19 protein-coding genes are annotated in these 22,544 nt (G+C 68.5%); 15 read left to right on the forward strand and 4 right to left on the reverse strand.

The genetic code is table 11. The annotated features are described in order from the left end of the window. The first annotated feature begins 107 nt into the window (after positions 1–107). The 4 genes from BLP38_RS09650 (at position 108) to BLP38_RS09665 (ending at position 3,723) form a co-directional block, all read left to right on the forward strand. The gene (locus tag BLP38_RS09650; RefSeq protein WP_091356641.1) at positions 108–1,334 is read left to right on the forward strand and encodes a glycosyltransferase family 4 protein; all 1,227 of its coding nucleotides are present in this window, start codon (positions 108–110) and stop codon (positions 1,332–1,334) included. 91 nt (positions 1,335–1,425) lie between these two features. Next, complete coding sequence (gmd, locus tag BLP38_RS09655) at positions 1,426–2,454, forward strand: GDP-mannose 4,6-dehydratase (RefSeq protein WP_091356645.1); 1,029 nt, start codon at positions 1,426–1,428, stop codon at positions 2,452–2,454. Then, a complete protein-coding gene (locus tag BLP38_RS09660) occupies positions 2,412–3,434 on the forward strand; it encodes a GDP-L-fucose synthase family protein (protein ID WP_091359734.1) in 1,023 nt (340 codons plus the stop codon). The genes gmd and BLP38_RS09660 overlap by 43 nt, the downstream gene beginning before the upstream one ends. A 22-nt stretch (positions 3,435–3,456) precedes the next feature. Beyond that, entirely contained in the window at positions 3,457–3,723 is a 267-nt protein-coding gene (locus BLP38_RS09665) for a Dabb family protein (RefSeq protein WP_231916473.1), read from the forward strand. On the opposite strand, the gene BLP38_RS09670 is transcribed toward BLP38_RS09665, so the two are convergent. After that, positions 3,716–4,195: a DUF4916 domain-containing protein gene (locus BLP38_RS09670; RefSeq protein ID WP_157681092.1), complete on the reverse strand. Its 480-nt coding sequence runs from the start codon at positions 4,193–4,195 to the stop codon at positions 3,716–3,718. The genes BLP38_RS09665 and BLP38_RS09670 overlap by 8 nt on opposite strands. Before the next feature lie 95 nt (positions 4,196–4,290). On the opposite strand from BLP38_RS09670, the gene BLP38_RS09675 reads away from it, so the two are divergent. The 3 genes from BLP38_RS09675 to BLP38_RS09685 are packed head-to-tail and all read left to right on the forward strand — an operon-like array spanning position 4,291 to position 8,375. Continuing rightward, positions 4,291–5,787 (forward strand): polysaccharide biosynthesis tyrosine autokinase, encoded by a 1,497-nt coding sequence (locus tag BLP38_RS09675; protein WP_091356656.1) that lies wholly within the window; start codon positions 4,291–4,293, stop codon positions 5,785–5,787. A 3-nt stretch (positions 5,788–5,790) separates the two neighbouring features. Next, positions 5,791–6,675 carry a hypothetical protein gene (locus BLP38_RS09680; RefSeq protein ID WP_091356659.1) on the forward strand — a complete coding sequence of 295 codons (885 nt, stop codon included), beginning with the start codon at positions 5,791–5,793 and terminating at the stop codon, positions 6,673–6,675. Next, on the forward strand, positions 6,675–8,375 hold the full coding sequence (locus tag BLP38_RS09685) for a hypothetical protein (RefSeq protein WP_091356663.1): 1,701 nt from the start codon (positions 6,675–6,677) through the stop codon (positions 8,373–8,375). Before BLP38_RS09680 ends, BLP38_RS09685 begins: the two co-directional genes overlap by 1 nt. Position 8,376: 1 nt before the next feature. Here the strand turns inward: BLP38_RS09685 and BLP38_RS09690 are convergent, their stop codons facing one another. Then, a complete protein-coding gene (locus tag BLP38_RS09690) occupies positions 8,377–8,745 on the reverse strand; it encodes a response regulator transcription factor (RefSeq protein ID WP_091356666.1) in 369 nt (122 codons plus the stop codon). A gap of 90 nt (positions 8,746–8,835) precedes the next feature. On the opposite strand from BLP38_RS09690, the gene BLP38_RS09695 reads away from it, so the two are divergent. The 6 genes from BLP38_RS09695 to BLP38_RS09720 all read left to right on the forward strand — a co-directional run bounded on the left by BLP38_RS09695 (position 8,836) and on the right by BLP38_RS09720 (position 17,375). Further along, a complete protein-coding gene (locus BLP38_RS09695; protein WP_172824692.1) occupies positions 8,836–10,479 on the forward strand; it encodes a sensor histidine kinase in 1,644 nt (547 codons plus the stop codon). Positions 10,480–10,561: 82 nt separating this feature from the next. Next, a complete protein-coding gene (locus BLP38_RS09700) occupies positions 10,562–12,070 on the forward strand; it encodes a sugar transferase (protein WP_091356672.1) in 1,509 nt (502 codons plus the stop codon). Between the two features lie 45 nt (positions 12,071–12,115). Beyond that, a complete protein-coding gene (locus BLP38_RS09705) occupies positions 12,116–13,765 on the forward strand; it encodes a sensor histidine kinase (protein ID WP_091356675.1) in 1,650 nt (549 codons plus the stop codon). Then, the gene (locus BLP38_RS09710) at positions 13,765–14,895 is read left to right on the forward strand and encodes a hypothetical protein (protein WP_091356679.1); all 1,131 of its coding nucleotides are present in this window, start codon (positions 13,765–13,767) and stop codon (positions 14,893–14,895) included. The genes BLP38_RS09705 and BLP38_RS09710 overlap by 1 nt, the downstream gene beginning before the upstream one ends. A gap of 37 nt (positions 14,896–14,932) precedes the next feature. Next, the gene (locus BLP38_RS09715; RefSeq protein WP_091356682.1) at positions 14,933–16,729 is read left to right on the forward strand and encodes a DUF4012 domain-containing protein; all 1,797 of its coding nucleotides are present in this window, start codon (positions 14,933–14,935) and stop codon (positions 16,727–16,729) included. An 88-nt stretch (positions 16,730–16,817) separates the two neighbouring features. Further along, positions 16,818–17,375 carry a cell wall protein gene (locus BLP38_RS09720; RefSeq protein ID WP_091356686.1) on the forward strand — a complete coding sequence of 186 codons (558 nt, stop codon included), beginning with the start codon at positions 16,818–16,820 and terminating at the stop codon, positions 17,373–17,375. Positions 17,376–17,417: 42 nt separating this feature from the next. Here the strand turns inward: BLP38_RS09720 and BLP38_RS09725 are convergent, their stop codons facing one another. After that, positions 17,418–18,113 (reverse strand): endonuclease/exonuclease/phosphatase family protein, encoded by a 696-nt coding sequence (locus BLP38_RS09725; RefSeq protein ID WP_091356690.1) that lies wholly within the window; start codon positions 18,111–18,113, stop codon positions 17,418–17,420. Positions 18,114–18,144: 31 nt separating this feature from the next. On the opposite strand from BLP38_RS09725, the gene BLP38_RS09730 reads away from it, so the two are divergent. Both BLP38_RS09730 and BLP38_RS09735 read left to right on the forward strand, forming a co-directional pair. Next, on the forward strand, positions 18,145–19,152 hold the full coding sequence (locus BLP38_RS09730) for a glycoside hydrolase family 6 protein (protein WP_231916474.1): 1,008 nt from the start codon (positions 18,145–18,147) through the stop codon (positions 19,150–19,152). A gap of 53 nt (positions 19,153–19,205) precedes the next feature. After that, positions 19,206–20,285: a response regulator transcription factor gene (locus BLP38_RS09735; protein ID WP_231916475.1), complete on the forward strand. Its 1,080-nt coding sequence runs from the start codon at positions 19,206–19,208 to the stop codon at positions 20,283–20,285. A gap of 528 nt (positions 20,286–20,813) precedes the next feature. Here the strand turns inward: BLP38_RS09735 and BLP38_RS09740 are convergent. Next, positions 20,814–22,538, reverse strand: coding sequence for a glycosyltransferase family 2 protein (locus tag BLP38_RS09740; RefSeq protein WP_091356697.1), 1,725 nt, complete (start codon positions 22,536–22,538; stop codon positions 20,814–20,816). Positions 22,539–22,544: the final 6 nt, after the last annotated feature.

Consider the following 22,544-nt stretch of genomic DNA (forward strand, 5'->3'; position numbering starts at 1 on the left):
GATTGCCCAGGCATAGACGACCCAGGCTGGCCGCCCCCAGGCAGCTCGCTCACCAGGAGCCTGAGAGAGGTCGATGACCGGCTCGGCTTGGATATTGTCACCTTGTGATGCCACTTCCAGGAGTCTCCATTCTCAGTCTTCACTACCCTCCGGAGCCGACGGGGAACGCGCCCTACGCAGGCTCACTGTCGAAGGGCCTTCATGCTCTCGGTCATCGTGTGGATGTGACCACCACCCACCCTCATTATCCAGAGTGGAAGATACGCGCAGGTTACGGCCAGTGGTCGCGAACGGAAGTGGTTGCAGGACTCCGAGTTCGGCGGCTACGTCACTATGTGCCCAGTCCGCCTCGCGGCTTCAAGCGGCTCGCTTCAGAGCTCAGCTTCGGAGTGAGACTCTTCTTCGCGCGCACCGAAGGGGCAGTGATCATCTGCGTCTCACCATCGTTGTTCGCAAGCGCGCTAGCTGCGTTCCGAAACAAGTTCCGGCTTCGCCGACGACCGCTGATCGTATGGGTGCAGGACATCTATACGCTCGGGCTTGCTGAGACGGGCCAGGGCAATCGACTGGCCTCCACGGTCACGCGAGGAGTTGAGTCTTGGACACTACGGGAAGCCGATCAAGTTGTAGTGGTGCATCAGAGATTTGCGGACTGGGTTGCCAACAACCTCGGTGTCGACAGGCAGCGCATCACAGTTGTGCGGAATTGGACACACCTCCCGCCCGCTGAGGCAACCGATAGAGATGCAGCCCGCGACGCGCTCGGGTGGCCGACCGACCGGACGGTAGCGGTGCACGCGGGAAACATGGGGGCTAAGCAGGGTCTGGAAAACGTTGTCGAGGCAGCTCGCCTGGCAGATTCGCAAGGCGCAAACGTTCTATTCATTCTCCTCGGCAACGGATCCGAGCGCGCTCACCTTCAGTCGATCGCTGCAGGAATCGAAAGACTCCGCTTCGTTGACTCGCTTGAGGATCGAGAGTTCCGACTTGCCTTGGCCGCCGCAGACGTCCTGCTGGTTAATGAGAAACCTGGAGTCTCAGGGATGGCCGTCCCAAGCAAACTGACCTCGTACTTCGACGCCGCGCGGCCTGTTGTCGCTGCGACCGACGTGCAAGGAATCACAGCGGACGAGGTGCGAAATGCAGGCGCAGGATTAGTCGTCGAGGCCGGCCGGCCTGAAGATCTTTTGAACGCCGTTTTTGCGATCGGTTCAGAGCCCAGTCTCGCAGGAAGTCTTGGAGCTTCTGGACGGGCCTATCGAGAGCGGGTTCTGGATATAAACGCGGCTTGGGCAGCTTGGTCTAGAGCTGTGAGCAATCTCCTTTCGGCGTGATCAGAGTGGCCTTGCTGGCTGAGTTGGCGGCGCAACCTACCCGCAACAACCTGCCGCTAGGCTGTGGGCCGTCACTAGGGGAGGAACAATTTTGACCAAGCGCGCACTCATCACGGGCATCACTGGCCAAGACGGCTCATATCTTGCCGAGCTACTGCTGTCGAAGGGGTACGAGGTGCACGGACTAATCCGTCGAGCATCGACCTTCAACACGCACCGTATCGACCACCTGTACGTCGATCCGCACGATCCGTCGGCGAAGCTCTTCCTCCACTACGGCGACCTGAGCGACGGCGCCCGCATGGTCACTCTCATGAGCGAGATCAACCCCGACGAGGTCTACAACCTTGCCGCGCAGTCGCACGTGCGCGTGTCTTTCGACGAGCCTGAGCACACGGCCGATACGACGGGCACCGGCACGGTCCGACTGCTCGAGGCCGTCCGCCTCTCCGGCATCAAGACGCGGTTCTACCAGGCGTCTACCTCAGAGCTTTTCGGAGCCACGCCCCCGCCGCAGGGCGAGAGCACGCCGTTCTACCCGCGCTCGCCCTATGGCGTTGCCAAGCTCTACTCGTACTGGATCGTGAAGAACTACCGCGAGGCGTACGACATGTTCGCCGTCAACGGCATCCTCTTCAACCACGAGTCGCCTCGCCGAGGCGAGACGTTCGTCACGCGAAAGATCACGCGTGCCGTCGCCCGCATCAAAGCCGGCGTCCAGAAGGATCTCTATCTCGGCAACCTCGAGTCGATCCGCGACTGGGGCTACGCCGCGGAGTACGTCGAGGGCATGTGGCGCATGCTGCAGGCCGACGAGCCCGAAGACTTCGTCCTCGGCACGGGCGTCGGCTACACGATTAAGGACTTCCTCGAGACGTCATTCGGTCACGTCGGGCTCGACTGGCAGGAGTTCGTGAAGTTCGACGAGCGCTACCTGCGGCCCACCGAGGTGGACGCCCTCATCGGCGACCCGTCGAAGGCAGCGGACAAGCTCGGCTGGGTCCCGACGATCGATGGGAAGCAACTGGCCAAGCTCATGGTTGACGCCGACGTGGAAGCACTCGAAAAGGGTCCGGAATGGATCGACACCGTGAAGCTGGCGTCGTGGGGAACCGCGTGAGTACCGCCACCGACGGAGTCACCTATACGCCGAGCGAGCTCGATCGCGATGCGACGTTCTACGTCGCCGGGCACCGCGGTCTCGTCGGGTCGGCGATCGTTCGGAAACTCGAGACGGAGGGTTTCACCCATGTCGTCGGAAAGAGTTCCGCAGATCTCGACCTGAAGAACCGCGACGACGTCTTCGCTTACATGGCCGAGATCAAGCCGCGGTACCTCGTCCTCGCGGCAGCCAAGGTCGGCGGCATCCTCGCCAACAGCACCTATCCGGTGGACTTCCTCTCCGACAACATGCGGATCCAGACGAACGTGCTCGACGCGGCGCTCGCCAATGACGTCGAACGGGTCGCCTTCCTCGGATCGTCGTGCATCTATCCAAAGCTCGCCGAGCAGCCCATCCGTGAGGATTCGCTGCTCACGGGGCACCTCGAGCCCACGAATGACGCGTACGCGATCGCGAAGATCGCCGGCATCCTTCACACGCAGGCCGTGCGCCGCCAGTACGGGCTGCCGTGGATCAGCGCCATGCCGACGAACCTGTACGGACCGAACGACAACTTCTCGCCGAAGGGCTCGCACGTCCTCCCCGCGCTCATTCGTCGTTACGACGAGGCGGCGAAAGCGGGTGCTCCCGCCGTCACGAACTGGGGCACGGGAACCCCACGACGTGAGTTCCTGCACTCCGATGACATGGCTGACGCAGTTCTGCACCTGATGGAGCATTACGACGGGCCCGATCAGGTAAACGTCGGTACCGGTAGCGACGTCACCATCCGCGAGATCGCGGAGACGATCGCCGACGTGACCGGGTTCGGCGGCGAGACCGAATGGGACACCACCAAGCCTGACGGCACCCCGCAGAAGCTGCTCGACGTCTCCAAGTTGGCGGAGGCCGGCTGGACCGCCAGGATCAGTCTGCAAGAGGGACTCGAGCGCACGGTCGCGTGGTACCGCGACCACGTCGACAGCATTCGCGAGTGAGTCCATGGCGTATCGCCACATCGTGCTCTTCCGGGTCCATGACGATGTCGACGAGCACGATGTGGCGCATGCCATCGGGCAGCTGACCTCACTTGCGGATCTGCCGGGAATAGTGAGCTGGCACATCGCGCGATCTCTCGACGAGCGCAAGGGACGCATCGTCATCGAAGAAGCCGAGTTCTCAGACGCCGAAGCATTCGCGGCGTTTCGGTCACATCCCCGGCACCAATCGATCGCCGCGGAGATGGCGAGGATCTCGGACTGGTGGATCGGCGACCGGATCAGCTGAGTAAGTGGCGCACCAACGCTTCCGATCCCGGCCACATCGGTTCGGGGAGGTCGTCGACGGGGAAGTAGCCGAACGCCGTCGCCTCGTTTCGGGGCGCGGGCTCGCCGATTATCTCCATTACGTAGGACAACCCGACGGAGTGCTTGCGTGGATCCTGTCCATGCTTCGTTCCGTCGCGCGGAGCGAGTTCGACCGGGAACCATTCGTAGACGTGATGTGGCTGCGCGTTCGCGTCAACGGCGATATCAACATCCAGGGTGTCGGAGGCGTGACGTCGTAGTGCACTCACGAGCGTCTCGCCACGCATGACACGCCCGCCGAGGTGACACCACACGGCTCCGAACGGTGAATCGCGCAGGATGAGACCGACCTCGCGACCCTGTGCGTTCGTTCGTACCGGCACGAAGTCGACGCACAAGACGGGCACCGATTCCTCTATGAGGGCGTACACGTCGTCGGGGAGATAGGTCACGGTGCGATCCTCTCGCGTCATTTGTCCGACACACCCCTATGGCAGACTGAGCCGCATTGACCCTACGCCCGCCGGGCGGCACCACGAGAGGCACCATGGAGCTCAGCGACTACATCCGCGTCCTCCGCAAGAACTGGCTGATCATCGTCGTGTTGACGCTGGTCGGCCTGGGCGCGGCAGCGGCATACTCTCTGACCCGCACGCCCGTGTACGAGTCGTCGAGCAGCGTCGCCGTATCGACGCAGACCGGCGGAACGGCATCCGACATCCAGCAGGGCGCCAACTTCGCGCAGACCCGCATCAACACGTATGTCGGGCTGGTGACGACCCCGATCGTCCTCAACCCGGTGATCGCCGACCTCGACCTAGGGGTGACGGCAGACGCACTCGAGAAGCAAATCACGGCGTCCTCGGCACTCAACACAACGATCATCACGATCACCGCGACGGACCCCGACCCTGTCGTCGCGGCCAACCTTGCGAACCAAGCTGCGGCGAGCCTCTCGAAAGTCGTCCCCGAGATCGAACCCGAGATCGAGGGCGGCAGCCCCGTGCGGCTAACCCGCGTCAGCGACGCGCAGCCCGCTCTCGCGCCGGCCAGCCCGAACGTCCCGCTCAACCTCGCGCTCGGCGTGCTCGTCGGCCTCGCACTCGGCGTCGGCGTCGCCGTCCTGCGCACCGTCCTCGACAACAAGGTCCGCACCCCGCGTGACGCGGAGGGCATCACGGCCGCCCCGTCGCTCGGTGCGATCGCCTACGACGCGAAGGCGAAAGAGCGCCCGCTCATCGTCCACGCCGACCCCCTCAGCCCGCGGGCCGAGTCGTTCCGCGCGCTCCGCACCAACCTGCAGTTCCTCGACATGGGTGGCCGTGCGAGCTTCGTCGTGACGAGTTCGGTTCCCAGTGAAGGCAAGTCGACCACGACGATCAACCTCGCGATCGCCCTCGCCGACGCCGGCAAGAAAGTCGCACTGCTCGACACCGACCTGCGCAAGCCCAAGGTCGCCGAATACCTCGGCATCGAAGGCGGCGTCGGCCTGACCGACGTGCTCATCGGCCGTGTGCGCGTCGGCGACGTCATGCTCCCGTGGGGTGGCCGCAGCCTCTTCGTGCTGCCCGCCGGCAAGATCCCGCCCAACCCGAGCGAGCTGCTCGGGTCGAAGCAGATGGCGACCCTCCTCGAGGTGCTCGAGCGCGACTTCGACGTCGTGCTGTGCGACGCTCCCCCGCTGCTGCCCGTCACCGACGCCGCCATCCTCGCCCGCGGCACGAGCGGCGCGATCCTCATCGCCTCGGCCGGTCGAGTCACGCGGCACCAGCTCGAAGGCGCCGTCGAGGCGCTGCACACGGTCGGCGCGAAGGTGGCCGGGTTCGTCATGTCGATGGTGCCCACCCGCGGACCTGACTCCTATTACAACGGGTACGGCTACGGGTATGGCTACGGCTACACGCAGGAGCAGCCCAAAGCCGCCCGCGGACGTAAGCGCAAGACGCCGGTCGCGGTCGTCCCCGATACGGCCTCGTTGATCGGCGACACCGGCTTCGACTCGCGACGCGACGCGCGAAGCGCAGGCGACGTCGGCACTCGCTGACGCATGGCACACCGCTCGCCCGTCCGCCGCGGAATGCCCTCGGCGGTGATCGCGGTCCTCGTGGTCGCGCTCACCGTCGCCGTCGGCGCTCTCGTGGTGCTCGCGCTGGACCGCGGACGTGGGGCCGGCCCCGAGACGGTCGCGAAGCCCGCACCATCGATCGGCTCTTCCCCCTCATCGACCCCGACCCCGACGCCGATCGCCTCCGCCGAGGAACCCACCGCGCCCGATGCCGCCGAGCGCTTCCTCGCGGTCGGCGCCGGCGCCATGTGGCGCGCAACAGCCGGACAGTGCGGCGACGCTGCCCCAATCATCGAGCGCTCCGACGACGACGGCGCCACCTGGTCCGACGTCACCCCCACCTATCGCGACATCGCGCAGCTGCGCGATCTCACCCCCTTCGCCGAGACCGAAGCCGACATCGTCGCCGACGTCGGAGCGGACTGCGAAACGCAGGCCCTGCGCACCTTCACGAAGGGGCGGTTCTGGTCGCCCTACGACGACCTCCTCCCGCAGTCCACCTACCTCGACGGGTCGACCGTCGTCCTCGACGGCGCCCGCCGCGACGCACCGTGCGAGCAGCCCTGGGCCCTTCGCGCTTCGGGCGAGACGGCCGCGTTCATCTGCGACGGCACCGCGTACGAGATCACCGACGGCGAGACGACCGAGATCGGCGACGGGGTCACCGCCCTCGACGTGGGCGACGGGCAGATCATCGGCGCCCTCGTGCGCTCGGACTGCGACGGGCTGCAGGTGTCATCCCTCGCACCCGACGCTGCCCCTCTCGAGTGCCTCGACGTGGATGCCGACGGCCCCGTCGCTCTCGCCGTCACCGCCGACGCGATCCGAGTCTGGGCGGGGGACGACCTCGTCAGCACGCCGCGGTGATGCGCAGCGCCGTCCGCGTCTGGCGGGCCCTGGGGGCGACGTTCGTCAGCGGTGAGTACTTCACGCGCTGGTCGTTGATCCTCGCCCTCGCCGTCGGTGTGCTGCTCAGTGTCCCGAGCGTCGGATCGCCGTCTTTCGGTGGCTACCTCCGCGGCGTGACGGTCGCCGCCCTCGGATCTCCCCTGCTCATCGCCATCGGCCTCGCCGCCGCGTGGGGCGAACGGCGCCTCACGAACCGCGTCGCTCGAGGGTTCGTGGTCGCCGGCGCGACCATGGCGATCTCCGGCATCCGTCCGTTCGTCAACGGCGCGATCAGCACCCTCGTGTTCGCGACGTCCACCGGCGGCAACTGGACGACGCGAATCACCACGAACCTCGTCACCTGCGTCGCGCTGTTCACCGTCTGCGCCGTCGCCATCATCTACCACCGCCGCCTTCGTGCCACGACGGAACGCCTTCAGCTCGCGGGAGTGCAGATGCGTGCCGGCATCGCCGAGGTCCGTCGCCTGCGCGACGCGGCCACGGCCGCACGCCACCGTCTCGTGGACGAGCTGCGGACCTCGCGCGACGCTCTTCTCGCGTCCGAGGTGACCTACGAGCGGGTGCGCGATTACTCGAACAGCGTGCGCGCGGCATCCCACCACCTCGACTCGCTTCCCACCGGACCCGCGCCGGGCACCCTTGACGACGACCTCGGCGAGCGCCGGCGCCTTCCCGTCATGGGCAGGCTCGGCGCGACGCCTCCGCTCGCCGTCGGGCTGACCTATGTCGCCGCGACGTTGCCCTTCGGCCTGGCGCACGGCGGACCGTCGGTTGCGGCGACCGCGATCGTGGCATGCGTCGCGATCGATCTCGTCGCCTTCGTCCTCCTCCGCGCCGCTCGCCGTCTGCGACCCCGACTGCGCGGCATCGTGTTCCTGGCCGTGTGGCTGGCGGCCGGCGCCGCCGTCATGACGCTCACGTTCACCCTCATCCCGGCCGTCGGCTCGCTCGGTCTCGTTCCCCTCCTCGGGGTGCCGCTCGTCGCTGCCGTCATCAGCCTGTCCGTCGACGCCTACCGACGAGCCCGCATAGAAGAGCGACGCGCCACGACGGTGCTGCTCGCGTCGGCCCGCCGGCTCGCCGCCGAGGTCGACACGACCGCGGCGCCCTTGCAGCGTGCGATCGACGTGCTGCACGGCCGGTTGCAGGGGCGGTGCGTGATCCTCGCGGCGCACGTCGATGAGAACGTCCCCGATGTCGGCACCCTCGAGGCGTTCCGCACGCAGACCGACGACATCCTCGACGAGGTCCGCGCCGGTGACACCCCTACGACGGATGACGGCGAGGACATCGACGACCTCGTGCGCGCGTGGTCGGTCGTGATGGACGTGACGCTCACCGTCGCAGATGACGCACGCGCCGGGCTGTCGGCCCCGGCCGTCGCCGACGCCGTTCACGGTCTCATCAATGAAGGGCTCGTGAATGCCGTCAAGCACTCCGGCGCCCGGTGGGCCGACATCAGGATCGACCGCAGCGGCGAGGCGATCACCGCTCGCGTCTCGAGTCCCGGCATCCTCGCCGCGGCGACTCCGTCGACGGGTGAACGTGTCGCCGGCATCGGAACGCGCGGAGCGCGCACGGTCCTGCGTCAGGCGGGCGACCGCGTCGTCCTGGAGGGGCTGTTCCCGCTGCCGTCGGCGCCGAGCGCCACGACCTAAGTCAGGCGGTCTCGAGCAGAGCCGCGACGCGCTCGCGCAACTGACGCGGCGTGAACGGCTTCACGACGTAGTCGTCGATGCCCGCGGCGTGCGCCTGAGCGACGTCCTGGGGGGACGAGCGAGCGGTGAGCATGAGGATGCGCGTCGACGAGAAGTCGGGGTCGGCGCGCAGCGTGGAACACACTTCGATGCCCGTCTTGATCGGCATCATCCAGTCGAGGATGACCATGTCGGGATGCCGCTGGAAAGCCCGCTCGAGCCCGGCACCACCGTCGTGCGCGACTTCGACATCGTGCCCGACACCTTGGAGTACGTAACTGAGCAGCGAGGCCACGTCGATGTCGTCTTCGACGACCAGGACAGATGCCATTGCGGCCTACCTCGGGGTTTCACTAGCCGATCGAGACATCGGCGATGGCACGAGACTACACGCGGGATGACCGCGATGTACGGTGTACGCGTGACGACCGCCACCGCCGCAGGGAAGGCGCCTCCCACGGGGTGGTCGCGCGGGCGTCGCTGGGGCTACTGGTTCACCGCCCTCGCCTGCCTCTTCGTGACGAGTCTGGCCGGTCTCACGCTCCAGTCGCCCGAGCTCCCCATTGCCTGGTGGTGGCCCGCCGCGGGCGCCGCCGCCTGGTTCGCCCTCCGGGTGCCGCGGCAGGGCCGCACGTGGCTGATGCTGACCATCCCCCTCGCCACCGTCACGACGAACATCCTCGTCGGCCGACCCTGGTATCTCGGCCTGCTGTACGGGCTGTGCAACACCGTCGAGATCGTGGTCTTCCTCGCAGCCCTCGGTCGGCAGCGGGATTCGTTCCGGCTCGACACACTCGGGAACGCCGTCCGCTTCGTCAGCGCGGCCCTGCTGGGTGCGCTGGTGCTGGGACTCACGATCGCCGGCACGGGGGCGCTACTCGCCGGCGCCTCGTTCGCCTCGGTGGCGATCGTCGCTTTCGCGTCGCACGGCTCTGCGGTGATGCTGATCGGGGCGCTCGCCGTCCTCCCGGCCCGGGAGCGACACCGGGCGAATCCGATCGAAGTCGCTGTCCACGCCGCGGTCGCTGCAGCCACTCTCTTCCTCACCTTCGGCCCCGGCGGCGCCACGGAGGTGAGCTTCCTGGTGTTCGCGGTCCTGGCCGCGGCGTGCCTTCGCTTCCCGATCCGATTCGCGATCGTCCAGTCCCTGCTCATCTGCGTCGCCGCTCTGCTCCTGACCCTCACCGCCGGCGGCTCGTTCGGCTTCGACCTGGCGGCGTCGCGCACCTCACCGGTGACCCTCGTGGTCTTCATGAGCACCGTGGGGGTCTTCAGCCTGCTCGTCTCGGCGGCGCGGTACGAAGGACGCGCCAACGCCGCGATCGCCCTCACCGCGGCAGAGGACATCGCCCGAGCCGAACGCGCTCGCGTCGCCGCCCTCGCCGAGCAGCTCGAGCTGCAGCGCCAGCGCGAGGACTTCGCGGTGGCGACGAGCCACGAACTCCGCACGCCCCTGACGAACATGCTCGGATACACCGACCTGCTGCTCGACACCCGGCTCGACGATCAGCAGCGCTCGTGGCTCGGCGCCGCGCGCCGCGGCGCCGAGCGACTGCAGGGCCTCATCGACACGATGATCGACGCCCGAGAGTCGCACAGCAGCGACGCGATCGCCGTCGACTCCCTCATCTCGCGCGTGCAGACCGCGTTCGCCACGGAAGCCTCGACCCGACGCGCCTCGATCATCACCGAGCCGTGCGGTCTCGTCGTGCGGGCGAGCGACGGCGACGCCGAGCGTGCCCTCTCGAACCTGGTATCGAACGCCGTCACCTTCGCCGAAAACGGCACCGTCACACTCGAGGCCACCCGTGTCGACGACGACGTGCTCATCTCGGTGACCGACGACGGCCCCGGCATGTCGCCGACCACCCTGCGTCAAGCCTTCGACCGGTTCTACCGCGGGCCCGAAGCCGAGGGCCGCGGGTCGTCGGGCGTCGGGCTGGGCCTCGGCAGCGCGCGCGATCTCGCGCGGCGCAACGGCGGCGACGTCACCGTGACCTCCGAGGCGGGCCGCGGCGTGTCAGCCGTGCTCCGCCTGCCCGCGCTCACCGACGGCGACGCATGAGGTCATCGTCGTCACATCTCCGTCACACCGCACTGCTAGCGTTCGCTCAGGCAATGGGTGTTCCGGGGGGAGTGGCGGAAGCATGGCAGACACCATGACGACGGATTCGGAAGAGAGCGGCGCCACCGTCGTACGCGTCCGCCGCCCCGAACCGGTACGGAACTGGCGCCGCACGTACGCCCGCCGCCTGTGGCTCAGCGATCTGCTCGTCCTCATCTGGGTCGTCTACGGCACGCAGATCGCCTGGTTCGGTCTCGGCGCCGCGGATCTCGCGATACAGACGGGGCGCGTCGCCGGCGAGGTCTCCTACTGGGGGTTCTCGGCCGCCCTCATCCTCGTGTGGATGCTGACCCTCAGCCTCGCCGACACCCGCGATCACCGCGTCATCGGCGGCGGGACGGTCGAGTACACCAGGATCACGCGGTCCAGCGTGACCCTTTTCGGAGTGATCGCGATCGTCGCCTTCCTCACGCAGACCGAGGTCGCCCGCGGGTTCCTGCTCATCAGCCTGCCGCTCGGCATCCTTCTGCTGCTGTTCGAACGGTGGCTGTGGCGTCAGTGGCTCGTCGCGCAGCGGGCATCCGGCGCGTTCTCGGCACGAGTGCTCCTGGTGGGGTCCCGGCGCTCGGTGCTCGAGACGGCGACCGAGCTTCTGCGAACCCCCACGGCCGGATACCACCTCGTCGGCGCGTGTGTTCCGACCGGTGCCGTCGCCGAGACCATCCCCGGAACCGACATCCCCATCATGGGATCGATCACGTCAGTCGCCGATGCGATGACCGCCTGCGGTGCGGACACCGTTGTCGTCACGAGCACCGACGAGCTCCCCGTGGACAAGGTGAAGGAGATCTCGTGGGGCCTCGAATCAGGCCGCCAGCATCTCGTCCTCGCCCCGGGCATCGCCGACATCGCCGGTCCCCGGATTCACACTCGCCCCGTGTCGGGACTGCCCCTCATCCACGTCGAGACGCCGAAGTTCGGCAAGGGCCAGCGCCTCGTCAAGCGGACCTTCGACATCGTCTGCTCCGTCACCCTGATCGTCGTCGCCTCCCCGGTTCTCGCCGGCGTCGCCCTGGCCGTGAAGATGTCGTCGCCCGGCCCGCTGCTCTACCGCCAGCAGCGCATCGGCCTGTCGGGCATCCCCTTCCACATGCTCAAGTTCCGGTCGATGCGCGTCGGCGCCGACCAGGAGCTGAAGGCGCTTCTCGAAGCGCAGGGCACGAGCGAGAAGCCGCTCTTCAAGATCCAGAACGATCCCCGCATCACGCCGATCGGGCGCTTCATCCGCAAGTACTCGCTCGACGAGCTACCCCAGCTGTTCAACGTCCTGGGCGGGTCGATGAGCATCGTCGGCCCCCGTCCGCAGATCGCCGCCGAAGTCGCCCTCTACACGGACGCGGCCAAACGCCGCCTGCTCGCTCGCCCCGGGATCACCGGTCTCTGGCAGGTCAGTGGCCGCTCGACGATGGAGTGGGAGGACGCGGTACGCCTCGACCTCTACTACGTCGAGAACTGGTCGCTGACGAACGACATCGTCATCCTCGTCAAGACGGTGCGTGCGGTCCTCGTTCCGGGCGCGAGCGCGCATTGACGGGCGTCCCTCGATCCGTGCCACACTGGCGGCGGAGCCAACCTGATGCCGACAACCGAACGCCACGCAGTGGAGAGCCGCTGGGCGGATAACCAGCTGATCGGCACGCGCGTCCGGTCGGTGTGGCAATGGCAGTTGATCTTCACCTTCAGCGTCGTGGCGATCACCGTCGCGGTCGGCGTCCTCGACGTCGGCCTGCTCGCCACCCCGGGCTTCCTCTTCGGCATCCTCGTCATCGTCATCGCGTCGATCGCGACCCTCGTCACACCGTGGGCGCGGATCCCCAAGCACGCGGCTTTCGTCCTGCCCCTCGTCGACATCGTCGCGATCGGGCTGCTGACCCTCAGCCAGCCGAGCCTCGGCTTCTTGTGGGTCTTCCCCATCGCCTGGATCGCGACCTACTACGGCACCCTCGAGATCGTGGCGTCGCTGGCCGCCGTCGCGCTCATGAACCTCGCCGACCCCGATCACTGGAACCTCTCGCCCGACGTGGTCGTGGAGCTGCTGATCGTCATGCTGGCTCTCGCCTTCCTCGCCATCACGATTTCGGTGGGCGCCCAACGAATGCGCGCGTTCCGCTACCTCGCTCGCAATCAGGCGCGGCGGCTTGCGGCCACCGTCGAACGCGTGCAGTCGGCGGAGCAACGGGTCAACACGGTCTTCGACTCGATCGGCGTCGCCCTCGCCCGGGTGGCGCGCGGCGGTGAGATCGTCTCGGCGAACGCCGCCTACCGCGAGCTCTACTCGCTCGACGCGCAGGACCTCCGCTTCCCGGTGGGGGGCGCGGTCGAGTACTCCGGCTTCCGCGGCCGCGCCCTGGCCCCGGCCGAGACCGCTCTCGCACGCGCGGGCCGAGGCGAGGTCGTCGAACACGAGCGCCTATGGCTCTTCGACCGCAGCGGGACCTGGCGCGCCCTCGGGCTCTCGATCCGCCCGGCAGGCGCGAACTCGATTGGCGAGGACACCTTCGTCGTCGAACTCGAGGACCTCACCGCCGTGGCCGAAGCCCAGCAAGAACGTCCGCACGTCTCGCGGGTGATCGCACATGAGCTGCGGAACCCCCTCACCGCGATCCTCGGCCACGCCGATCTGCTCCTCGAAGGCGCCCCCCTCACGCCTGCGCAGCGCGACCACGTGAACGTCATCGAATCCGCCAGCGAGCGAATGCTCACCCTCATTCAGGGGATTCTCGCTCCGGCAACGGATGCCGACGTCCACCGCGCGCGCTTCGACGCTGCCGCCCTGGTCACCTCGGCGATCGAGGCGTTCACGCCCGCGGCATCCGCGTCGGAATTGGTGGTGGACGCCGTCGTCGCCGGCCCGCTCGTCGTCGAGGGCGACGAGTTCCGCCTGCGCCAGGTCGTCGACAACGTCCTGAGCAACGCCATCAAGTACAGCGACCGCGGAACGCTCCGTGTAGCCGCGGCGGTCGACGACGACGGTTGGGTCGCCGTGACCATCGCCGACGAGGGGATCGGCATGTCCGCCGACGACGTCGAGCGCGTCTTCACGCCCTACTTCCGCGCGCAGACCGCGCAGGAGGGCGGCGTGCCCGGCACCGGCCTCGGCATGGGGATCGCGCGCGATATCGTCGAGAGCCACGGGGGTAGCATCACCGTGGAGAGCGCTCTCGGACGCGGGACGACCGTCACGGTCCGTCTGCCCGCCGCAGGCCGCAGCGAGGGGGCGTACTGATGGAGCACATCGACGTGACGATCGTGCTCGTCGCGGTCGCGACGACCTGCACGATCATCATGATCGGGCTCGGCTTTTTGCCGCATCCGGGGCGCGCGGCATCCATCTGGTCCTCCGGCTTCGCCCTCGCGATGCTGAGCTGCTATCTGCTCGTCGCGGCCGACCAGATCGGTTCGCATCACCTGCGCGGAGCCGCCCACGGCCCCATCCTGTGCGCCGTCGCCTTCGTCTGGATCGGCCTGCGCGCCCGCCGCGGCCGGGAGCCGATCATGTTGGTCCCGACCATCGTCGTGTTCAGCGCGGCCACCGTGGTCCTCGGCCTGACCGCCGAGACCCTCGCGTACGGCACCGTGTTCCGGGTGTCGTTCCTCCTCGCCGCCGCCACCGCCGGTCTCGCCGCGTGGGAGCTGCTGCGCCTGCGCAAAGCCGAACGCGAGATGTCACTGCCGCTCATCGTCGTCGCGTGCGGGTTCGTCGGCCTGGCCGTTCTCGTCGCGATCGACGGGCTCATCCGCCTGGCGGAGGGCACGATCGGCGAGACCGAGGCGGACCTGCAGGACCTATACGACCTCAACGAGGTCGTGGCGCTGCTGTATCTCATCTGCGCCCTCGTGACGCTGCTCTACCTCGCACGGCGGGGGGCGCAGACGAACGAGCAGCAGCAGACCGTCGAGTTCTTCGGCGTGGCCCGCGATCGACTGGCGCGGGCTCAGGTGGCCGGCGACCGCTGGTGGTCGCTGATCGACGTGCGCCTCGATGACGCCGGCGAGCTGCTCGACGCCTCGAGCGGACGAGCGTTCCAGCGCATCACGGCCCGCTTCGCCGATGACATCCGCGCGGTCATGCCCCCCGAGGCCGACATCCACGCCGTCTCGCCGACGCAGGTCCTCGTCCTGCTCCCCCGGCCCGACACCGCCGTGCGCGGCCTTCTGTCTCGCCTGCTCGACCGCATCGGCACGCTGACCGATCAGCCCGCCGTCCCGATCCGCCTCTCGGCGAGCATCGGCGTCGCTGCTGCCCCCTTGGCCGACTACGACCTGGATCGCCTCACCGCGGCCGCAGGCGAGGCCGCCGAGCACGCCCAGATCTCGGGCGGCGACCGGTGGGAGCGAGCGGTCTTCGCTCCCTGATACGTCGTCGACGCGGCACCACCGTAGGATCGTGCCGATGCCCGAGACCTTCCTGCCGCCCGCCGCCCGCACCGTGGGCCGTGTCGTCGTGTGGGCGCTCGGGCTCGCCCTGCTCTTCGTGCTGTTCGTCGTCGGGTGGATCGGCGTGCGGGGTTACCTCGCCTACGATCACCTCGCCTCGGCGCAGCGCCAGGCCCCCGCGATCGCTGAGAACATCGGCGATCTCTCCGCGGCCACCGCGGCGCTCGACCGGGTGGGTCGTGACACCTCGGCCGCCCGCGAGCTGACCTCCGACCCGCTCTGGCGAGGCGCCGAGGGCGTGCCGTGGGTGGGTCCGCAACTGGCGGCCGTCGCGGATGCCGCTGCCGCGGTCGATGACGTCGTCACCGGCACGGCGAAGCCCATCGCCGCGGTCGCCGACGGCTTCGGCGTGGAAGCGTTCGTGCCCGTCAACGGGCGCATCGACACCTCGGTTTTCGCGGCGCTCGCAGGCCCCGCCGAGGAGGGTGCCCGGGCTGCGGCATCCGCTCGGGACGACGTCGAGGCGATCGACCGCGCTCCCCTCGTCCCGCCTCTCGCCGACGCCATCGGCTCGCTGGACGGCCTGCTGTCGGAGGTCGCATCGGGAACCGACGCCCTGTCGCGTGCGAGCCGGCTGCTCCCGTCGATGCTCGGTGCCGACGGCCCCCGAGACCACCTGCTGCTCGTGCAGAACAACGCCGAGTGGCGGACGCTAGGAGGCATCGTCGGTGCGTCGACGTTCCTCCGCGCCGACAAGGGGGCGATCGAGCTCGACGGCCAGCTGTCGTCCGCGGACTTCGACCGGTACGACGACGCGGTGCTCGACCTGGGCGAGTACGCCTCGCTCTACGGCGCCAAGCCGGGTCGCTACATCCAGAACGTCACGCAGGTTCCGGACTTCTCGCTGACCGCGCGCCTGGCGCAGGAGCTCGCCAAACGCGAGGGGCGCGACGTCAGCAGCGTCATGTCGATCGACCCGGTCGCCCTGTCGTACCTGCTGCAGGCCACGGGGCCGGTCCGGCTCCCCACCGGCGACGAGCTGACGAGCGAGAACGTCGTCCAACTCCTGCTCAACGACGTGTACCTGCGCTACGAGGATCCGCGGCAGCAGGATGCGTTCTTCGCCTCGGCGGCGGGGGCGGTCTTCACCGCGATGACCGGCGGACAGGTCGACCCGGGCGCGCTCGTCAGCGCACTCGGTCGCGCCGGCGCGGAGCACCGCCTGTACCTCTGGAGCGCGGACGAGGACGACGAGAAGATCCTCGCCGACACGACCCTGGCCGGCGCCCCGCCCGCGAGCGACGCCGACACCGCCCGATTCGGCGTCTACTTCAACGACGGCACGGGCTCGAAGATGGACTACTACATGACGCCCGCCGTCCAGCTCGGCTGGTCGGGGTGCGGTACCGGCGCCACTCCGCGCACGCTGTCGCTGAAGGTCAGTCTGACGAACAACGCACCCGCCGACGCCGCGTCGCTGCCCGACTACATCACCGGCGGCGGCTCTTACGGAGTGCCCGCCGGAACCGCCCGCACGGTCGGCGAGATCTACCTGCCGAAGGGCTTCACGATCAGCGCGGCCACTCCCCCGGGCGACCGCGCCTTCGGCGGCGCCATCGTCGACGGACGCCAGGTGCTGTCGTACTCGGTCGACCTGGAGCCCGGCGAGACCGCCACCGTGTCGGTCGACCTCACCGCCGACACCGCCATCCGTGACGCCGAAGCCTGGGTCACCCCCACGGCGGATGCCACACTGTCACCGGTCGTGCGAGCGTCCTGCGCGCCCGCGGGCACCGGCCTCTCGCTCGAGTGACACGTTGCGCAACCGTCATCTGCGAGAAACCCCAGATCGGAAGCCCTCGATTACACTCAGGTACGTACCTCGCCTGAAAGCAGCACCCATGCGCCGCTCCCCCCGCGCCCTCGTCACGATTCTCCTTCTCACCGCTCTGACGTTCGGCGCGCCCGCGGTCGCGAGCGCATCCACGATCTACCCGCCGGTCGACGCCTGTTCGTCGGATGCCGCGGGTGCCGGCCCGGGCGACACCATCAGCTTCTCGTGCGACGCCCGCACCTTCGCGCCCAACGAGACCGTCACGGTCACCGTCACGGGTGAGAACGGCGCCGGCGCGCGCTTCGCCATGATCCGCACGGCGATCTCGACGGCGAGCGCCGTCTTCGAGTCCGACGCGTCGGGCGCACTGCCCGCGATCCGCATCGTCCTCCCGTCGGACGCGCGCGGCGTCTACAACATCGCCGCCATCTCGGCGACCTCGACCGGCGGCACCTCCAGCGCCGTCATCGACGCCTCGCAGAGCAGCGACCCACTCGTGCGGGCCGGGTTCGACGGCAACCAGCTGATGGGCCTGTGGATCGGAGCCGGTGCGCTCCTCGCCGCCGGCGCTGTCATCGTGATCGCCTCGGCGGTGCGCCGCCGCCGCGACCGCACCGACGACTGAGGAAGCCCTCGGGGCCCGGGCGACTGAGGCAGCTCGCCCGGCTCAGGCGACGCTCGACGACTTCCGCTGGATCGGCTTCGCCGTCACCAGGATCGGTAGGTGGTCACTCGCACCCTTCGGGAGCGTCTTGACCTGGACGATCTCGAACCCGCTCGACGTGGCGAAGTCGTAGTACCCCTTGAAGAACTTGTACCGCGTGTACGTGCGCGCGTCGCTGAGGCTCAGCTCGTAGCCGCTCTCGCGGATCACCTGGCTCAGGTTCTCTTTGAAGACGGGGTAGTTGAAGTCGCCGACCATGAGGATCGGCGCTCCCTTGCCGAGCGTCGACAGCTCGCGCAGCGCGGCGCGGATCTGGTGTCGCCGGAGCGAGTTCAGGGCCGTCAGCGGAGCAGCGTGGAACGACGAGACGATGAAGTCCATGCCCGAGTCGATGTCGCGAAGGCTGAGCCCCAACATCCGTTCGTCCGCCGGCTTCAGAACGATGTCGTGCAACGACTTCTTGAGCGAGAAGGTCTTGCTCGCGCCAGCGCGGAAGCCGTTCTCGCGGTAGTAGATCGCGAGCCCCAGCCGATTCGAGCGCGTCGCGTCGGCCAGCACGAGTCCGCCGATGCGCTCGGGCATGTCGGTCGTGTCGACCTCTTGCAGGCACAGCACGTCGACGTCGTAGCGGCCCACCAGCTCGGTGAGTTCGCCCGCTGCGGCGTGCTTGCGCAGGTTGTACGAGACGACGGTGATCATCGAGCATCAAGCCTATGGCTAGAGTTCAAGAGTGGCTCCCAGGAAGCTGCGGATGCCTCCGGCCCGCGTACTCGTCCCCGTGGCGATCATCGTGGCGCTCGCTCTCGTCCTCGTGCTCGTCGGTGTCATCGGCAGCGCCGTGACCCGCGGGTTCCACGCGCTCACCGCGCAGCCCCCGCACGTGGGCACGACGATCATCGCGCCGGACCAGGCGAAGGTGGCCGCGGCATCCCGCGACCTGTCCGGTGATGAGAAGGATGCCGCCGCCTACCTCGCCGCACAACCCACCGCGTACTGGCTCACCCCCGAGCAGGACCCCATCGGCACAGCCGGCGGCACGGTCCTCGACCTCATCTCGCAGGCACGCGATCAGGGGCGCGCCGCCGCGTTCGTCGTCTACGGCCTTCCCGGGCGCGACTGCGGCAACCACTCCGCGGGAGGCCTGTCGGAGCAGGACTACCCCGTCTGGGTCGGCGAGATCGGCAAGGCGCTCGACACCGCCCCCGAGGTGCAGAAGATCGTCATCCTCGAGCCCGACAGCATCGCGCTGTCGGAGGAGTGCGGCAACATCGGCGAGCGCGCCCGCCAGCTGAGCACCGCGGTCGACGGGCTGACGACCGCGAACACCTGGATCTACATCGACGGCGGACACAGCAACTGGCTGCCCGCCGAGAAGATGGCGGACTTCATCCGGCAGACCGGCGTCATCGACCGCGTCCGCGGGTTCGCGACGAACGTCTCGAACTATCAGGCATCCGCCGACGAGTTCGCCTACGCCGCCGCGCTGTCACAGCTGCTCGGCGGTGCCCACGCGATCGTCGACACGTCGCGCAACGGCACCGCGTCATCGGGCGGCGAGTGGTGCAACCCTTCCGGCCAGACGGTCGGCGAGCCCGGCGGCACGTTCCACGACGACGTCGTCGACACCAACCTCTGGATCAAACCTCCCGGAGAGAGCGACGGCACCTGCAGCGGCGGGCCCGCAGCGGGCGTGTACTGGCCGCAGGCCGGCGTCGAACTGACGCAGGGCGTGCGCTGAGGCGTGTGTAGCATGAGGACCGACTTTCATACTGGATCGGGGGGCAATCGGCGATGAGTGATTCGATGTCGATGCATAAGACAGCGGTCATCGTCGAGGACGATCCGGACATCCGCCACCTCATCGTCGAGGTGCTCGAAGCGGCAGGATTCTCGACGGTCTCCGTCGGCAACGGCATCGACGGCGTGCGCGCCGTGCTCTCGTACCAGCCGCTCATCACGACGCTCGACGTGAACATGCCCGGCATCGACGGCTTCGAAGCGGCCCGCCGCATCCGCGCGCAGAGCGACACCTACATCATCATGATCACCGGTCTCGAAGAGGAGGCCGACGTCGTCCTCGGCCTCGGCGCCGGTGCCGACGAGTACGTCGTCAAGCCCTTCCGTCCGCGCGAGCTCCGCGCCCGCGTCGAGTCGCTCCTGCGGCGTCCGCGGGCGACGGGTACGACCGCCGCAGCCGCTCCCCGACAGGATGCCGCCGGTCCCTCCTTCCCCGGTGCCCGCCCCGCCGCGCAGCCGCAGTACGACCCCGCGCCGACGAGCCCCGTGTTCGACGAGCGCGTCATGACGCCCGTGTACCCCGACCCGCAGCAGCAGGGCGGTGCGGTCATTGTGCCGCCCGGACAGTACGGCGGGCCGCAGTTCGGCGGCGCCGGTCAGGGTACGCCTGGGCAGGGTGCGCCCGGGCAGGGTGCCCCCGGTCAGGGTCTCGTGCCGCAGGGGGTGCCGCCGCAGGGTGCGCACCCGGGGAACGCTGTGGCCCCGGCATCCGCCACCCCGCCCGTCGGCGGTCCGGGATGGACCGTCCACCGCGACCTGGCCGTGCACGCCGAGCACCGCGTCGTCCTCGTCGCCGGGCGCGAGCTGACCCTCACGCGCACCGAGTTCGACCTGCTCTCGACGCTGATGGAATCCAAGCGACGCGTGCGCAGCAAGGCCGACCTCACGCTCGTGCTGCGCGGAGAGTCGTACGTCACGAGCTACTTCGTCGGCGAGGCCGACAAGCGGGCCATCGAGGCGCACATGACCAACCTGCGCCGCAAGCTCGGCGACAACCCCAACAACCCGCGGTACATCGAGACCGTCCGCGGCGTGGGCTACCGCCTCACCTCCGAAACCGTCGCCAGCGCCTGAGGCTTGCCGGAGGCGTGCGCCCGGGGGGCGTGCGCGGGCCGGCTGCGGGGGTGTGAGCCGTGCGTGCGTTCGCGGATGCCATAGACGCCGCGCGACACCCGGCATCCACACCGCTGAACACGGCGTGTTGCGTCGAAACTATTGCATCGGCGTACACCGTGCCCGCACACCCGGGCCGGGACGCCCGCGCGCGCATCCGAGCGCGCACGGTCCGCACCCCCTCGCCGAATCAACACCCCAGGGCCGAATCACCACCCATCGGCCCGCATTCGGCTGGTGACTCGGCACCCGAGTGGTGACTCAGCGCACGGGCATGCCCGCACGAGTCCGGCGCGGCACCCGAGTGGTGACTCGGCGCACGGGCAAGCCCTCACGAGTCCGGAGCGGCAGGCCGGAGCTCAGACGGCCCCGCACCGACGACGGATGCAATGGATGCCGCGCGACACCCGGCATCCACGGCTCAGAACGCGGCGTGTCGCGGCGAAACTATTGCATCCGCGTACATCTGCGCCGCGCGCCCGGCGCGACTCAGACCTTGTAGCCCTGGTGACGCTGGAAGAGCTTGATGGCCATCGTGAGGGTCTGCAACACCGTGACGACACCGACGATCGGCCAGCCGACCCACAGGATCGCGGACTGGGTCACCGGGTCGAGCAGGTTCCAGATGACGGCGATCGCGATCGCGACGATGGCGAGGATGATGAAGGGCGTCCAGTGGCCGAAACTGACGCCGCCCTTCTCGGCTCTCGCCTGCAGGGCCCAGTTGTCGACCTTCTTCTTCGAGAGGAAGCGGGTCCACGATCGGATGAAGTGACTGATCCGGATCCACATGAAGATCTCCGCCGGGAACATGAGCATCGCGAATGCGAGGTCGCGTCCGTTGGACTTCTCCATCGCGCGCGCCATGCGGAAGTTCAGGCCCGCGGCCACCAGCGGCGGGATCAGCCACCACGGCGAGAAGACGAACGCGTTGATCGACAGCGACGCGATGAGCAGCGTGATGAAGGCCACGCGGACGAAGAAGTTCGTGAGCATTGAGAACTGCTCGAACCAGCGCAGCCGCAGGTTCGGGTGGAAGGGCTGCCCCTTCGTGTCGCCGCGCTGACCGGGCCACATGAGCTCGATGGCACCGTAGGTCCACTTGACCTGCTGGGCGTCATAGCCCTTGAGCGTCGTCATGCCGCCGACGTCCGCCCGCGCGAACGGGCTGATCTTCGTGAGGTAGCCGGCCGACTTGATCTGCAGTGAGAGCAGTGAGTCCTCGACCTCGGAGTCCTTCACCCACGGGGAGTTCTGGTGGTTCTCCTTCATGATGTCGCGCAGGGCGGTCGTCGAGAAGATCGAGAACTGCCCGCCGAGCACGGCCATGTTGCGGCCGCGCAGCAGGTTCTGCATGTTGAACGCAGCGAACTGGGTGCGCTGACCGGCGATCAGCCACTTGGCGATGAAACCCTTGATGGGCCGGTCGTCGATCGTGTAGATCGCGGAGATTCCGCCGATACGCGAGTCGGCGACGGCCTCGTTCTCGAGGTACTCGACTGCACGCCGGTCGGCGGTCGTGTCGCCGTCGACGCCGAGCAGGTAGTCGTAGCCCTCGACGAGCGCGTACCCGTAGTTCAGGGCGCCGACCTTCTTGTCGGGGTTCTTGCCGATGTCGTGGACGAACACCTCGGTGAACTGCAGACCGAGCTCGGTCTCGACCTCGTGCGGGCCCGAGAACTCCGACGCGATCTTCACCGTGTCGTCGGATGTGTTGTTGACCACGATGTGGATCACGTCGGGCACGCGGCTCTGTGCGAGCAGAGACTGGATGACGTCGGCGATCGACTCGGCCTCGTTGTAGGCCGGGACGATGCACCCGATCGTCGAGCGGTGCACCGACGAGTTCTCGAGCACCGAAGCGAAGTCGTCGGCGAACTCGTCGACGGGGACGATCTCGCCGGGGCCGGCACCGAAGCCGTCTCGCGCGGGGGCACCCTGCCACGAGCCCTGCGGCGCGGCATCCTGCCACGAACCGGCGGGCTCGGCCCACGCACCTGCGGGCTGCTGCCACTGCGGCTGAACGGGCTGCGGCTGGACGGGCTGCGGCTGGACGGGCTGCGCAGGCTGCTGCGCCGCGGGCTGCTGCACCGCGGCCTGCTGGGCGGCGGGCCACCCCTGCTGCCACTGCGCCGCGTTCGGATCCTGCCACGCTCCAGCCTGGGGCTGTGCGGGCTGCCAACCCTGCGGGCCGGGGATGTACGGACTTGTCACGTCGGT

Source organism: Microbacterium sp. LKL04 (genome assembly GCF_900102005.1).
Classification (GTDB): Bacteria; Actinomycetota; Actinomycetes; order Actinomycetales; family Microbacteriaceae; genus Microbacterium.